At 38.0% G+C, this 14,848-nt stretch carries 14 protein-coding genes; 3 read left to right on the top strand and 11 right to left on the bottom strand.

The genetic code is table 11. The features are described from left to right. Nucleotide 1: 1 nt before the first annotated feature. The 10 genes from D9O48_RS10930 to D9O48_RS10885 form a co-directional block, all read right to left on the bottom strand. Nucleotides 2-1,684, bottom strand: a complete 1,683-nt coding sequence (locus D9O48_RS10930) for an NADPH-dependent assimilatory sulfite reductase hemoprotein subunit (RefSeq protein WP_126973014.1) — start codon at nt 1,682-1,684, stop codon at nt 2-4. 17 nt (nt 1,685-1,701) lie between these two features. Continuing rightward, nucleotides 1,702-3,399 (bottom strand): diflavin oxidoreductase, encoded by a 1,698-nt coding sequence (locus tag D9O48_RS10925; RefSeq protein WP_126973013.1) that lies wholly within the window; start codon nt 3,397-3,399, stop codon nt 1,702-1,704. Beyond that, nucleotides 3,383-4,222: a uroporphyrinogen-III C-methyltransferase gene (cobA, locus tag D9O48_RS10920; RefSeq protein ID WP_126973012.1), complete on the bottom strand. Its 840-nt coding sequence runs from the start codon at nt 4,220-4,222 to the stop codon at nt 3,383-3,385. The genes D9O48_RS10925 and cobA overlap by 17 nt, the downstream gene beginning before the upstream one ends. 46 nt (nt 4,223-4,268) lie before the next feature. Continuing rightward, on the bottom strand, nt 4,269-5,099 hold the full coding sequence (gene epsC / locus D9O48_RS10915; RefSeq protein ID WP_126973011.1) for a serine O-acetyltransferase EpsC: 831 nt from the start codon (nt 5,097-5,099) through the stop codon (nt 4,269-4,271). A gap of 30 nt (nt 5,100-5,129) precedes the next feature. Then, nucleotides 5,130-6,371: a sulfate adenylyltransferase subunit 1 gene (locus D9O48_RS10910; protein ID WP_126973010.1), complete on the bottom strand. Its 1,242-nt coding sequence runs from the start codon at nt 6,369-6,371 to the stop codon at nt 5,130-5,132. Nucleotides 6,372-6,399: 28 nt separating this feature from the next. Further along, entirely contained in the window at nt 6,400-7,308 is a 909-nt protein-coding gene (cysD, locus tag D9O48_RS10905; protein WP_126973009.1) for a sulfate adenylyltransferase subunit CysD, read from the bottom strand. A gap of 17 nt (nt 7,309-7,325) precedes the next feature. Continuing rightward, nucleotides 7,326-8,036, bottom strand: a complete 711-nt coding sequence (locus D9O48_RS10900; protein ID WP_126973008.1) for a phosphoadenylyl-sulfate reductase — start codon at nt 8,034-8,036, stop codon at nt 7,326-7,328. Nucleotides 8,037-8,415: 379 nt separating this feature from the next. Further along, on the bottom strand, nt 8,416-8,739 hold the full coding sequence (locus tag D9O48_RS10895; RefSeq protein ID WP_126973007.1) for a hypothetical protein: 324 nt from the start codon (nt 8,737-8,739) through the stop codon (nt 8,416-8,418). Between the two features lie 78 nt (nt 8,740-8,817). Beyond that, the gene (locus tag D9O48_RS10890; RefSeq protein ID WP_126973006.1) at nt 8,818-9,573 is read right to left on the bottom strand and encodes an SDR family oxidoreductase; all 756 of its coding nucleotides are present in this window, start codon (nt 9,571-9,573) and stop codon (nt 8,818-8,820) included. A 57-nt stretch (nt 9,574-9,630) separates the two neighbouring features. Continuing rightward, complete coding sequence (locus tag D9O48_RS10885) at nt 9,631-10,008, bottom strand: helix-turn-helix domain-containing protein (RefSeq protein ID WP_126973005.1); 378 nt, start codon at nt 10,006-10,008, stop codon at nt 9,631-9,633. A gap of 172 nt (nt 10,009-10,180) precedes the next feature. On the opposite strand from D9O48_RS10885, the gene D9O48_RS10880 reads away from it, so the two are divergent. The 3 genes from D9O48_RS10880 to D9O48_RS10870 all read left to right on the top strand — a co-directional run bounded on the left by D9O48_RS10880 (nt 10,181) and on the right by D9O48_RS10870 (nt 12,009). Next, entirely contained in the window at nt 10,181-10,546 is a 366-nt protein-coding gene (locus D9O48_RS10880) for a PadR family transcriptional regulator (protein WP_126973004.1), read from the top strand. A gap of 4 nt (nt 10,547-10,550) precedes the next feature. Further along, a complete protein-coding gene (locus tag D9O48_RS10875) occupies nt 10,551-10,970 on the top strand; it encodes a hypothetical protein (protein WP_126973003.1) in 420 nt (139 codons plus the stop codon). Nucleotides 10,971-11,277: 307 nt separating this feature from the next. Beyond that, nucleotides 11,278-12,009 carry a hypothetical protein gene (locus D9O48_RS10870; protein WP_126973002.1) on the top strand — a complete coding sequence of 244 codons (732 nt, stop codon included), beginning with the start codon at nt 11,278-11,280 and terminating at the stop codon, nt 12,007-12,009. Nucleotides 12,010-12,103: 94 nt separating this feature from the next. Here the strand turns inward: D9O48_RS10870 and D9O48_RS10865 are convergent, their stop codons facing one another. Continuing rightward, the gene (locus D9O48_RS10865; RefSeq protein WP_126973001.1) at nt 12,104-14,845 is read right to left on the bottom strand and encodes a S9 family peptidase; all 2,742 of its coding nucleotides are present in this window, start codon (nt 14,843-14,845) and stop codon (nt 12,104-12,106) included. Nucleotides 14,846-14,848: the final 3 nt, after the last annotated feature.

Here is a 14,848-nt window from a genome sequence, read left to right as displayed (position 1 = left end):
CTTATACTGGTTTTGCAATTTTTACTCTATTACAATAATCTCCGAAAGTTTCTCCTTCAGTTTTCTCTTTTGAATAATCATTGAACAAATCATCAAGTGTGTGCAGAATCTCATCTTCTTTCAGCCCCGATTGATATTTTGTATTCAGTCTGAAACCAAGCCTGTCTCCGCCAATATGCAGGTTGTATTCACCATAAGCCGTTCCGATTAAACCGATTTCAGCCACATAAGGCCTTCCGCAACCATTCGGGCAACCTGTCATCCGGATAGAAATATCTTCTTCCTCTAATGCATATTTCTTCAACAGCGGTTCAATCTTAGTTATCAATTCAGGTAAGTATCGTTGTGCTTCTGCTAATGCTAAAGGACATGTATTGAATGCTACACAAGCAATAGCTGTTTTTCTGAAAGGAGATTGTTGTTCTGTATGCTGGTAAATTCCATATTCCTTCAATAACCGTTCTACAGTATTTTTATCTTTATCCGGAACGTCACCCACAATCAGATTCTGATTACAGGTGAACCTGAAACTGGCCTTACCTGTTTCTGCTATTTTAAGCAACCCGGTTTTTATCTTCGTTTCACCAACATCCAACACCCGGCCGTTTTCTACAAATACAGTATAATACCACAATCCTTCATGGTTCTGGTGCCAACCGTAATGATCCGAACGATATTTAAATTCGAATGCCTCAACTGGCGACAATGCGAAACCACATCTGTTTTGCAACTCTTTCTTAAATACATCTAAACCCATTCTGTCAATCGTATATTTTAAACGGGCTTGTTTCCTATCCGACCGGTTACCATAGTCTCTTTGAATGGTGATGATTTCATAAACAGCTTTCAACAATTTTTCTTCCGTATCTACAAATCCTAACAAGGACGCTAATCTTGCATACGTATTTTCATTACCATGTGTAGTACTCAGCCCACCTCCGGCAGCGATGTTAAACCCTTTAAGCTGATTGTTTTCCACCATGGCAATTAATCCGATATCATTTGAAAATACATCCACATCGTTATCAGGTGGTATGGCTATGCCAATTTTGAATTTTCTGGGGAGATATCTATCTTCATACAAAGGGTCTTTTTCAACTTCTTCTTTCTTTTCAGTGGTAAGCGGAGCATCATCTAACCATATCTCATAATAAGCTCTGGTTTTAGGTAGTGCCAATTGAGATATTTTATCAGCGTATTGAAATATTTCTTCGTGTATCGCCGAATGCTGTGGGTGTGCGGAACACACTACATTTCTATTCACGTCACCACAAGCAGCTATTGCATCCAGAGCAAAAGTATTAAAGGCTTTCAGTGTAGGTTTTACGTGGTTTTTGATAATTCCGTGTAACTGCACTGTTTGCCGGGTAGTGATTTTAATAATTCCGGTAGAGTAGTCTCCGGCTACATGGTTTAGTCCAACCCATTGATCAGAACTAAGTTTTCCACCTGGCAGGCGTAAACGTACCATATATGAATACAACCATTCGAGCTTTTTATCAGTTCTTTCCTGACGACGGTCTCTGTCGTCTTGCTGATACATTCCGTGAAACTTTATCAAAGACTGATCATCCGTGTGCAATGCTCCGGTTAACCCGTCTTGTAAACTTTTTTTCAAGGTTCCTCTTAATCCGTCACTGGAGGTTTTAATTCCTTCTACGGGTGATAATTTATCTTTACTCATAGAATGAGGTTTCTTTATTAATAAACATCCAGTAATAATCTACCGGATGATTTCAATTCATCGAGATATTGTATAGATTCGGCTTCAGCTTTGCCGCCGAAACGTTCAATTACTTTTGCAATTGCTTCTAATACATCAGTACTCATCGGATTTTTAGCACCACAGATATAAATAATTGCACCCTCTTCTATCCACTGCCAGAATTCTTTTGCATGCTCCAGTATACGGTGCTGAACATATATCTTGTACGACTGGTCTCTTGAAAAAGCAACACTCACGCTTTGCAATAGCCCCGTATCAAACCAGTTTTGAATTTCGGTTTGATACAAGAAGTCTGAAACAAAATGTTGCTCACCAAAAAACAACCAGTTTTTACCTTCAGCACCAATAGCGTCACGGTGTGAGAGAAAGGCTCTGAACGGAGCAATGCCAGTTCCGGGGCCGATCATTATCACCGGTCGGTTATTATCGGGTAGTTTAAAATGATGGTTAGGTTGGATATAAAACTCTACCGTTTCATCAATTTTCCAATCACTTAATTGTGCGCTACATAACCCCTTCTTCAGTTCTCCGTTTACTTTAAAAGTATCTAAGGCAACTGTCAGATGAATTTCTCCTGAATGAGCTTCAGGAGACGAGGATATCGAATACAGTCTGGGAGCATTCGGTTCGAGACACTTTATCAATTCACAATAATGCGACAAATCGTTTGAAGGATATATTTTCAACAACTCTAACAACCCCATTCTTGTATCAGGAATTTCCTGTTTAGTAATCGCAGCATACTGACGTATTACCCTGGAAGACAAATAAACAATATTGGCCTTTTCTTTTAAGAATGCGCCAACAGTAAACTGTTCTCCTCTGAAATCAAGTAACTCTTCTTCATTGACACCAATCAATGAAATAATTTCACGTACTAATGCAACCGAATTTTTAGGAATAACGCCTAACGAATCACCCACTTCATATATATTACTGTTAGTTACTGCTATTTCAATATGAAAAGTTGACTTTGCAGAACCCCGGTCGTTCAGATTAATAATCTGTTGTATTGTTCCTTTGTAAAACTGTTTACCGCTTTTAGGTTTGATACTTGTTGCAGTATTTACTGGTGTATTAACTACGTGTTGTTTCGATAGTACATTCAATACTTCATCAAACCATTTTTGAGCTACTGCTGAAAAATCAACATCTGACCTTTCAAGTGGCAAAATAGCTGTTGCGCCTAATTGGGATAACCGTTGATCTACATCTTCACCGGCTTTACAAAAAAGAGGATAGGAAGAATCTCCTAATGCCAGAATGCCGAATTTCAGGCTGTTCAACTGAAGTGGTTGTGCGTGAATAAAATCGTAAAATTTTTTAGCACCTGCCGGAGCTTCCCCATCTCCTTGTGTACTGATTACTGCAAAGAGATATTCTTCTTTCTGCAGGTCATTCAACTTGTATTGATCTAAACCTTGTAGTTTTGCCACAACACCTTTCTTTTTGGCAAAAGAGGCAAACTCAGTGGCTACCTTTTTAGCATTACCTGTTTCTGTACCATAAACGATGGTAATTTTCTTTACAGCTGTTTGTACAACTGTATTTACCGGAACAGCCGGCTGTTGAGCCAGTAAGCCGCTCATGTACCCATTCATCCAGATCAGCTCTTCTTTACTGGCCGAACGCAACAGATCGTTTAATATATTTAGTTTAGGCTCTGGTAACATTGTTCACTTCTTTTTCTGGTGAAAGATTTACTTCCGGAAAGTATGACTCTGTAGAACCGGCATTCGTCATCCAGATAAATTCATCGTGCAACTGTACCACTTTACCGATAATAATAATAGATGGACTTACAAACTGTCTGGTGCCGAGAATTCTATTGTAATCGTTAAATGTTGAAGTATAAACATTTTGATAAGGTGTTGTACCCTGTTCTATTACAGCAATTTCTTTTTCCTCATCAATACCTGCATCCTTCAGATGTTTTACCACTTCAGGTAATGTTTCACTTGACATATAGAATACCAATGTATCACTCGTAGACGCGAGTTCATTCCAGTAATGCTGATTAATTACATCAGCTTTATAATAAGTAATGAATCTAACACCGTTAGCGTAATTACGTGCGGTTAAAGGAATACCGGCATAAGCTGCCGCACCGAGCGCTGCAGTTACTCCCGGAATAATTTCATAATCAACATGATGCTCTACGAGTGTTTCCAGCTCATCCAGTATATTTGAAAAAATAGAAACATCTCCCCCTTTTAAGCGTACCACCAGTGGAAATTGTTTGGCTTTCTCTACCAGTAGTTCATTAATAGATATCTGAGGAGTTGATTGTTTTTTTCTGCATTGTTTTCCTACGTAAATGATTTCTGCACCCGGATGTACATATTCTTCCAGGATCGCCCTGCTCACCAATCTGTCGGTTAAAATAATATCTGCTTTCTGCAGATATTTTATTGCTTTGACGGTAATCAGTTCCGGATCACCGGGACCAGCCCCAATGAATACGACTTTACCGAATGGTTCTATTCTTTTTTGCATATTTGTCTACCGTTTTAGTAGATTAATAAATTAAAAAAATGTCTCCCTACTGTCTGAACAAAATTTCATGAACAGCAGAATCAAAATCGAAGTCTTTTCGTGCTATAACTTCCGATTTATGATAGACTAAAGAACCACCCGGAACACTGTAAGTAATCCAGACATTTCCGCCGATAATGGAATTTTCGCCGATATGAATATTTCCTAAAAGTGTTGCGCCGGAGTATATAATAACATTATTACCGATACTGGGATGGCGGTGTATTTTTTTTCTGCCTGCATCGCTGTGAATAGCGCCTAAAGTTACCCCCTGGTATAATTTCACGTGATCACCGATCACTGCTGTTTCACCAATTACAATACCTGTACCGTGATCAATAAAAAAAGATTCTCCGATAATAGCACCGGGATGAATATCTATACCGGTTTTACTATGGGCGTATTCAGTCAGCAAACGGGGTAATCCTTTTACTGACTTTTTCCATAGTACATGCGCAAAACGGTAAACCGAAATAGCATAAAATCCGGGATATGTGAGCGTTACTTCTTCAATACTATCTGCTGCCGGATCATGCTGCAAAATAGTATCAGCGTCTTTCAATAACAATTGATGAACAGCCGGAAGTTGCTCAAAAAAATGACTGGTTATTTGCTGAGACAAAAACTCGTCTTTAGTAATCTCATATACCAGATTCGTCAACTGGCTTTCAAGGCCTTCGTATGCGTACTGATATTCTGCCAAACTTTCAATTTTGTTTTGTTGCGGCGAAAAGAGAAAACCAATTAACTGGTCAACAAACTGGGTAACACTTTCTTTGTCTGGATAAATTGTTTTCGTGTTACTTTTTTCTTTGTACAATTGTTCATAAAAACTCATGATAAATCAGATTAACAGGTGAATGATAAATTATTGAATCATACAAGCTCCGACCGTTACGCAACTTGTTTCATCAATCAGGATTGCACCTCCATTCGACCGAAGCGTTTCATACGCATCATGTGGCAAAGGCGCGGCTGTTTTAATGGTTGCTCTGACAATGTCATTCAGAGCGGCTGTGCTAACCTGCTCATCTTTCTGTAATGTATTTACATCTAATCGATAAGCAATATGCTTAACTGCACATCTAACGGTTTTACTGTTTATCTGTAAAATATATTTATTACCGGTTTGTAATTTTTTGCTATCCATCCAACACAAAAGCACGTCTAATTCCTGCGCTGTTTTACAAGGTTGACCGGCAGGTACGATAATATCCCCTCTGCTTACGTCAACGTCATCAGCTAAATGCAGCACTATACTTTGTGGAGCAACTGCTACTTCTACTTCTTTGCCTCCAAGTTCAATTTTTTCAACCGTAGAAGTAGTTCCGCTGGGTTGAATAATAACCTGGTCACCTTTCCGGTATATACCCGAAATTATTTTTCCGGCATATCCTCTGTAATCATGTAAGTGTTCTGTTTGAGGGCGGATTACATATTGAACGGGAAAACGTGCGATATCCAGATTTACCGACTGATGTGTTTCCACATTCTCAAGAAACGTAAGTAATGAATCTCCATCATACCATGATAAACGTTCAGACTTTTCCACTATATTATCACCATTTAAAGCGGAAAGCGGAATAAAAGTTATTTCCTTAATACCAAGAGATGTCGCTACTTTTTGATAATCAATTACAATATTATTATAGATATCTTCCGAATAGTCTACCAGATCCATTTTATTAACAGCTACTACCACTTTCGGTATTTTCAGTAACGAAGTAATAATGGAGTGTCTTCTTGTTTGTTCAACTACACCGTTACGGGCGTCAATCAGAATAATCGCGAGGTCTGTATTAGAAGCACCGGTAACCATGTTTCGCGTATACTGAATGTGACCGGGTGCATCTGCTATAATAAATTTCCGTTTATTGGTAGAAAAATATTTATAAGCAACATCAATGGTAATACCCTGTTCACGCTCTGCCCTTAAACCATCGGTGAGCAATGCCAGATCTATTTCTCCAGCCAACTTATTCCTCGTTTGCTTTTCAATAGCTTCCAACTGATCGATCATTATACTTTTCGAATCGTATAATAAGCGACCGATTAGTGTACTCTTTCCATCATCCACACTTCCTGCTGTTATGAAACGCAAAATATCCATAGCTTAATTTTGTAATAGTAATAGTTAATTAGAAATAACCGTTTTTCTTGCGGTCTTCCATCGCTGCTTCTGAAACCTTATCGTCAATTCTTGTTTCTCCCCTTTCACTGGTTTTCGTTGCAATAATTTCATTTATGATATCATCAATATGACTGGCAGTTGATTCAACTGCTGCGGTACAAGTCATATCTCCTACCGTTCTGTATCGTACGGTTTTCTTTAACACTGTATCCGACTCCTCTAATTGAATAAAATCTGATACAGCTACCAATTGTCCCTGATGACAGATGACTTCTCTTTCGTGAGAAAAATAGATATTGGGTAATGCTATGTTTTCACGTTTGATGTAATTCCATACATCCAGCTCCGTCCAGTTACTGATCGGAAATACGCGCACATTCTCTCCTTTATGAATTTTCCCATTATAGATATTCCACAATTCGGGACGCTGAAGTTTTGGATCCCATTGCCCGAACTCATCTCTCACACTAAAAATTCTTTCTTTAGCACGTGCTTTTTCTTCATCGCGCCTTGCACCACCAATACAGGCATCAAACTCAAACTCTTCAATCGTATCTAATAAAGTATAGGTTTGTAATGCATTTCTACTGGCAAATTTTCCTTTGGGTTCAGTTAACCCTTTTGCCTTTATAGTATCTTCCACCTTCCTGACAATCAGTTTTTCACCCAGCTGCTCGGCTAAACGGTCACGAAACACCAGTGCTTCAGGAAAGTTATGGCCGGTATCTATATGCACCAGCGGAAAAGGGAATTTACCGGGACGAAAAGCTTTCAATGCCAGATGTACCAAACAAATTGAATCTTTACCTCCGGAGAATAATAAAGCAGGCCGTTCAAATTGCCCGGCTACTTCTCTGAATATATGTATGGCCTCTGATTCTAACTGATCTAAATAATCCAATGAATATGTTTCCATAAAATCTACCTGATTGATTAACGATGCACGTGCAATCCGCACTCTTTTTTACTCTTATCTTCCCACCACCAGCGCCCGGCTCTGAAATCTTCTCCTTCCCGAACAGCCCTGGTACACGGCGCACAACCAATGCTGATAAAACCGCGATCATGTAATGAGTTGTAAGGAATATTATATTTATTGATACACTCTTTCACTTCTTCTGTAGTCCAATGCAGCAGTGGATTAAACTTAATAATCTGATTGGTATCATCCCATTCCAGCACCTGCAGGTTCGACCGGTTGGGAGAATGTTCGGCGCGCAGACCTGTGATCCAGACAGACTGACCATTTAGCGCTCGCTTTAAGGGCTGCACTTTTCTGATCTGACAACAACTTTGTCTGAGTTCAGTGGATTCATAGAAGGCATTCGGTCCGTTCTGAGTTACAAAACTTTCAATATCTTTTGCATCGGGATAGTATACTGCAATAGGTTGCTGATATCTTTCCAGCGTACTGCTCCATACCGAATAGGTTTCTGGAAACAGTCGCCCCGTATCAAGTGTAAATACTTTTACAGATAACTGTTGCGAAAAAATATGATACGTGATTACCTGATCTTCATAACTGAAACTGGTAGAAAATACCACTTCGCCGGGAAACTTGTCCGACAAAAGCTTCAATGCTTCACTCATTGATAGTCTATCAATTTGATAGGATAATTCAGTAAAAGTTTCCAGATGCTCCATGTAATGTTTTTAAAAGATTGAAAATCAGGCAGGCAACAATAAGATGATTAACAGCAACAGCAGGTTGCCATCATCTTAGACATGGGGAATATGGAAGAAAAATAAACCATAGCAGATTTGTTAGAACAAAAATAGGTGTTCAAATTAAACTACAAAAATATTTTTCTACTTATTTGGTAGACTAATGCGGTTTAACAAAAATTTTTCCTTTTTTTTGAATTATTTCTGCTTAAAAGAGCGTTTTCGGCCAAAAACCTGGTCTTTTTCGAAAAACCTTCTGGCCTGTCTGTTTGAAGAGGCTATATCATTTCGATTTTGAGGTAGCACACAATAATATGATAATAACCGTTGTCTGTAAGGATACAGAAGATGCTATGTTTTACCTGATCTGTCCGATATCCAATCTGATGATTTTTTCTTCATCATTCAATTGAAACTTAAAATACACTTTGAAAGTACCCCATTGCCCGGCATAAAAAACACCATAGATATCTTTTCCGTTGTTTTCTATGCGTTCAATTTGCAGAAATTTTTCCTTTTTAGCAAAGGCGTTCTCAAAGAATGATTTGAAGTTGAGCGTATTTCCGTCATCAGTAAACACTATGTCTTTAGCAAAATAAGAAAACCAGGTATTCTTGTCATTTTTTTGCAGGGCCGCCACAGCACTTCTTACGGTTTCATTCGGTATGACTGATAAATCCATTATAATCTTTTGATTTTCGTGATTGAATTTTAAAATGGGTAATTGAAAATTTTCTTTTCATTACCCATTTTTTATTTTCTATCTGGTAGTATACCCACCATTGGCAAAAATGGTTTGTCCGGTAATCCACCAGCCATCTGTTACTAAAAATTCAACAAGTGGAGCGATATCTTTAATATCAGTTAAACCTCCCAGATCAGATGCAGATTTGTGATAAGCTACCGCATCATCACTTTCCTGTCCGTAAAAGAAAGGTGTATCCATTGGTCCCGGAGCAACTGCCGTTACAGAAATACCTCTTGAGCCGAATTCTTTGGAAGCTGCACGTGTAAAATGTTCTACGGGAGCTTTTGCACCCGCGTAGGTAGAATAATATCCTGTGAAAGCAGCCAGTAATGATGTGACGATGGTGTTGATCTTCCCGTTATCATTTAGCTTTTTTCCAGCCTCCTGAATAAAAAAATAAGCCACTTTAGAATTGATATCACTCATACTATCGTACTCTTCTTCTGTGGTATCTTTAAAAGGTTTTTTCAGTACTTTACCTACTGTATTGATAGCAATATCAATACCGCCGAATTTTTCTATTGCGGCATCAAAAAGTTTAGTAATATTTTTTACGTCAGTCAGATCTGCCTGAAACAAAAACGCTTCTCCACCTGCTTCTTTAATAGCAGTCAACGTTTTTTCAGCTTCAGCTTTTGTACTGTCACTATTGTAGTGAATCACTACTTTTGCACCTTTGGCTGCAAAATCCCGGCTTAACAAACCGCCTAAGTTTTTAGCACCACCTGCAATAAGCACCACTTTTCCGTTTAGATTGTTTCTCGCCATTTTGTTTTCTTTTAAATGTTATAAAATGAACATTACAAAGATGGCTGGTATGTATATTTATTTTGTGGTGAACTTTTCGGAACTTTTATTTTTCTGCCGGTACTGACCGGGTGTTTGTCCAACAAATTTTTTGAAAAACTTAGAGAAGTTGGAAGGATCATAAGTGAGTATTGTAGCAATATCTGCGATGGATCTGCTGGTATCTGTCAGCATCCGTTTTGCCTGATCAATTATTTTGAGATCATAAAAATGACAAGGATGATTACCGGTTTCTTTTTGCACCGTATCTGTCAGATGTTTGTGCGATACAAACAATTCACCGGCAATCTGATTCAGCTCCAGAAAATCAGCAGCGCGACCATTTACCACATCACTAATATGCCGGTCTAAAAAGTCAAAATATTGACTGGTTATCTCTACACTTCTTTTACTCATTTTGATTTTCAGCGTTTTAGTAACTATTGCTCAACACAATTTACTGAATTCAGTATAAATGAATATGGTGAACTTTTCGGGTAAATTCCTCTTTCATTCATAATAATTTGGAGATTAAAAACAATTTACTACATTTGTATTATACAAATTGTATAATACAAGTAATGCAATAATGACGACTGAAGAAAAACTACAGGAATTATTGTCCTCCTGGGAGGAAACCTACAAAAAGGGGCAACTAACTCTATGGATCTTCCTGGCGCTCAAAGAAGAGCAGAAATACGTAGATGAGATCAAACGATTTGTTGAAGAACAATCGAATCATACAATGACCTGTGAAGAACAAAGTCTTTATCGTGTGCTTCGAAAATTTGAGCATGTAGGTATAGTAGATCATGAGTTACAAAAGGGAAACAAAGGGCCTGACAGGAAGTATTATTTCCTTACCGGTCTGGGGCAGGATTTATTTAACCGGTTTGTAAGCCGTAACATTCACCTGTTTTTTTCTCCCTCTATTAAAAATCTTTTAAACACTTAATGCCATGAAATCGATTACTCCTTATTTACTGAAGTTTGCCGCTGCAGCAATCATACTCACCACAATTTTCAGATTCTGTTTGAGTTATACCATAGAGCACGGCTTAGTTGCTATGATTATTATCAGCGCCGCACTTTATGGAGGTTTAATGGCATTAGCCGGCTGGCATTTCGGAAAACAGGATGGAGAATACCTGCCGATTTTTGATGTTGGATTTCGTTTCCATCTTACGACCTTTCTTATTCATGTTGGTATTTCTGAATTATGGTTTGCAGCAGGATTTCAATCGCGCTTTGAAAAAGTACAGGTAATTCATATCACCGCTTTAATATGGCTGGTATTCTTATTAATTCACTTCTTCTTTTATCTCTACGCCCGAAAAAAATCTATTAACGGATTGAACAGAAATGACCTGTTTGAATAATTATAAACTGTTTTTCAGTGAACGAAGTTTTGCTGATTAACTCAACAATATTAAGGTAGCTGTCGGGTATTTATCATATGTGTAACCATTCGACAGCTCTTTCACAAACATACAATTGTATATCAGTGTTTTGTAAAAATCGGATCTACATTTACCTCTTTTAGGGTATAGTACCCGTCTATCCACTATCAGAAATAATGATTAGTTTAGGCTCAAAGAAACCGGAACAGAAGTAGTGTTCTATTTTTTGTTTCCTAAAAAGACTGAAACACTAAGGTTTGTTTTGATAAAATTAATCTGGAAGATAATGGAATCTATCGGTAAAAGTCAACCGTCAAAACTAACCTTCGAAAATGCAGGTTATTATGCTATTGGATTAATTGTACTCACTCTTCTTGGCTTCTGGCCTTCTTTCTTTTCAAAGTATATAGACGGAACCGCCAACTTTAATTACTATTTCCATTTTCATGGAGCGATAGCAACGCTTTGGATATTTCTGCTGATTGTACAACCTATCTTAATCAGAAAAAAGAAAATTCAATTACACCGTACGATCGGAAAATTCAGCTATATCATTCTTCCATTATTTCTTATCTCGGTTATTCTATTAAAACACCATACGCTTGGAGGAATTGTAACGGAAGATCTGGGAGCCGGTCTGTGGCTACAAACTAAAGATATTATTATTATCGGCGTGATGTATGTTATAGCACTTGTCAACAAACACAATACACCTGTTCATGCCAGAGCAATGATTGCAACTGGAATTGTATTTATAGAACCAACGCTCGGCCGCTTTCTGATCAGATCGGTTTTTACTGAAGAATATTTTTTAGCGGCATTCATGGTTACCATCTTAATAATATACCTGTTGTTGATTACACTTATTATCAGAGAAAGAAAACAGCAACGGGGAAGATGGATTTTTCCTTTGGTGCTGGCTTTCTACATATTATTTCATTGTCTCATGATTTTCCAGGTCAGCTTTCCGTTGTGGGATACATTTGCCGCCTGGTTTGTGAAGTTACGGCTTACATAAGAAAACTATCTGTTCGTATTATCTGAACAAAAAGTAAATCGCATAAAATAACAAAGCCCCGCTTTAAAACAGCGGGGCTTTGATTGAACAGGATCTATTTTTTATTCTTTTCTTCAAATTTCACACGTTCGTCGTAAGTCATACCTTCTTCAATCCATTTTGGTGCTTCTTTCTTCAATAAGAAGTGATCGAACCACTGGCGTTGACGATTCATATAATCTATACGATTTTCTTTTTTAGCTAAACCATGGTTTTCATTAGCATATACCAACAAAACGTGGGGTTTTTGCATTCTTCTCAGTGTTCCGTACAACTCGATACCCTGATGCCAGTCTACTGCGCCATCTTTATCACCGAAAGCTACCAGCAAAGGCGTTTTCAGATTCTTAGCAGCATAGATCGGAGAGTTTCTCATATGCTCTTCCATACGCTCATACCATGGACCGTCAAAGCGACCTTGAGAAGTTTCAAAGATTTTCTGATCAGGTACACCGCTGTTCCAATAAATAGACAATGACATTGAAATCATGTTTGTCAAAGGAGCTCCGGCTACACCTGCCTTAAACAGGTCTGTTTGTGTAACGATGAAGCTGGTTTGATAAGCACCCCATGAGTGGCCCATAATTCCGAGCTGATCTTTATTCACCATACCGGTTTTTAATACTTCTTCTACCGCCGGCACCACACAGTTAACTGCGCTGATACCCGGATCATTCATATCATAAACGATATCCGGCTGGAAGATAAAGTAACCTGCATTCGTAAAGTTTACGGTATTATATGCACTGGTTGGAGATGGCATCGGGAATCTGTTTATCCCGTCGCTTAATTTCTCATAAATATAAACGACCAACGGATATTGTTTTCCGGGTGTATAGTTCACCGGATAGTACAAAGTACCTTGTAATTTTTTACCGTTCTTATTGGTATAGTTAATTAACTCAACTTTTCCGTTAGCATACTCACTTGCAAATTTGTTTGATTGGTGAATGCTTTTTAACGCTTTTAATGATGTACCACTGTAAAGCGCTATCGGAGTCTGATTGGTTTCTTTACTAATTAAGAACATATTGGCATCTTCAGCTTTAACAACGTTGCCGAAAAGAATATCCTCAAAGAATAATTCATCAAACTTTCCATTCTGATAACTTACCAGTCCGGCTTTCTTAGTTAAATCGCCGAACTTTCTGAAATAAATCGGTAAAGCCGGGTCATAATAACTTTTGTTAGAGAACTGAGCATACACTCTGTAAATATTACCTTCTTCTTTACCTTTTGTTAAACGTTGTTGTGATTTGCCGTCTAAACGAACTGAGTACACATCATATTCGGTATTGATAAATACGGTTTCTTCATCTTTACTGAACATAGAAGCACCGAAATAGAATAATGGCCCCGGATGATCATCTCTGGTATCCCATACCGGTTCATCAATTTTCTCAGTGATATTGGTAACCTTTTTTGTTTGTGTATTAAACGACCACCAATGTTTATCTTTGAAGTAAATAATATACTTACCTAAACGGCTGATTGCTAACCCTCTTCTTGTAAGGTCTAATTTTTCAGCAACTGATACTTTATTACCGGTCAATGCATCCACATAATATACATCTGCGAAATCTTCTACCATTGCCGGTTTGTATTTTTCGTCAGACTGTACTACTACAGCATTTTTCTCAAAATTTGACATTGCACGATCTGTTAACTTTTCAGTTAACTGAAATGCTTTCGACTGAGCCGGAACCCAGCTTACCAGGTAATGAGCATTGGCAATAGTATTTTGCATTAACTTCTGGTAAGGCTGAATATCCTTATCCTTCCAATGCCATACATCTACATCTGCCACATTCTCTTTTTTAGGAGCTGCAGGAGCTGCTGTTTTTGCAGAGTCTTTTGCAGCAGTATCTTTAGCAGGAGATTTTTTCTCAGGTTTTTTTGTCCACTCCTTAATACCGAAATATACAATCTGTAAATCTTCAGAAATCATAATTCTTGAAGCAGGCAGAATTCTAAAACCAGGTTTCAACTGAGCTGCTGTATACGAATACAACACAGGTGTTTTATAGATTCCTGAATAATAATGAACACTGGCTGCTTTTTCTTTGTCTTCGTACAAAGTATCTTTGAGTTCTTTGTAGAAAGCCAGTGATTCACCGTTAGGGCTCCATGTTAAAGAAGAATATCCTAAAGTATCACTGTTAATTACTTTAGTAGCGTAAGATCTGAGATCAAACAACTCAATCGTATTTGCATAAGTGTTTTCTCCCCCTACTATATAAGCCAGGAAGTCTCCTTTCTTATTAAAAGCATATTCTTTTACGTTACCAATCGTTCTTGTTTCACCGGTAGAAAGGTTTCTTAACAAGATAACTTTGTTGGGTGATTTTTCTTTTTGAGCATCCAGCTCAATAACAATAAATTTTCCGTTATCAGAAAATCTAAAACTGTTAGCATCTTTAATTTCCGATTTGTTACCGGTAGAAAGGTCTACTATTGCAACGCCTCTCGGAACAGGTTTTTTACTTTCTGTCAGCTTTTCTTTTTCAGTAAAAGAAACAGTCGTAATATAGGCACCCCAATTTCCTAAAGGAGCAACCTGTGGAGACATTGCTTTTCCGAAAGCATATTCTTTTCCGGAAGAGAGATTCTTGAAAAATGCAGAATCGTCAAAAGTGGTAGTAATTACAGCATAGGCTGACCAATTTCCGTCTTTCGCCAGACTTGGATAACCCATTAGCTGGAACTTACCATAATCATCTTCGGTGAGGGTCTTCTTTTGTGCAAAAAGAGCGCTACCAAAGAAAAGTGTTAAAAGTGTGATTGATAGATATCTCATGAG

This window comes from Gynurincola endophyticus, from assembly GCF_003991195.1.
In the GTDB taxonomy this organism is placed as follows: domain Bacteria; phylum Bacteroidota; class Bacteroidia; order Chitinophagales; family Chitinophagaceae; genus Gynurincola; species Gynurincola endophyticus.
The sequence above is the reverse complement of the archived record's forward strand: the minus strand, read 5'-3'. Positions and strand labels throughout refer to the sequence as shown.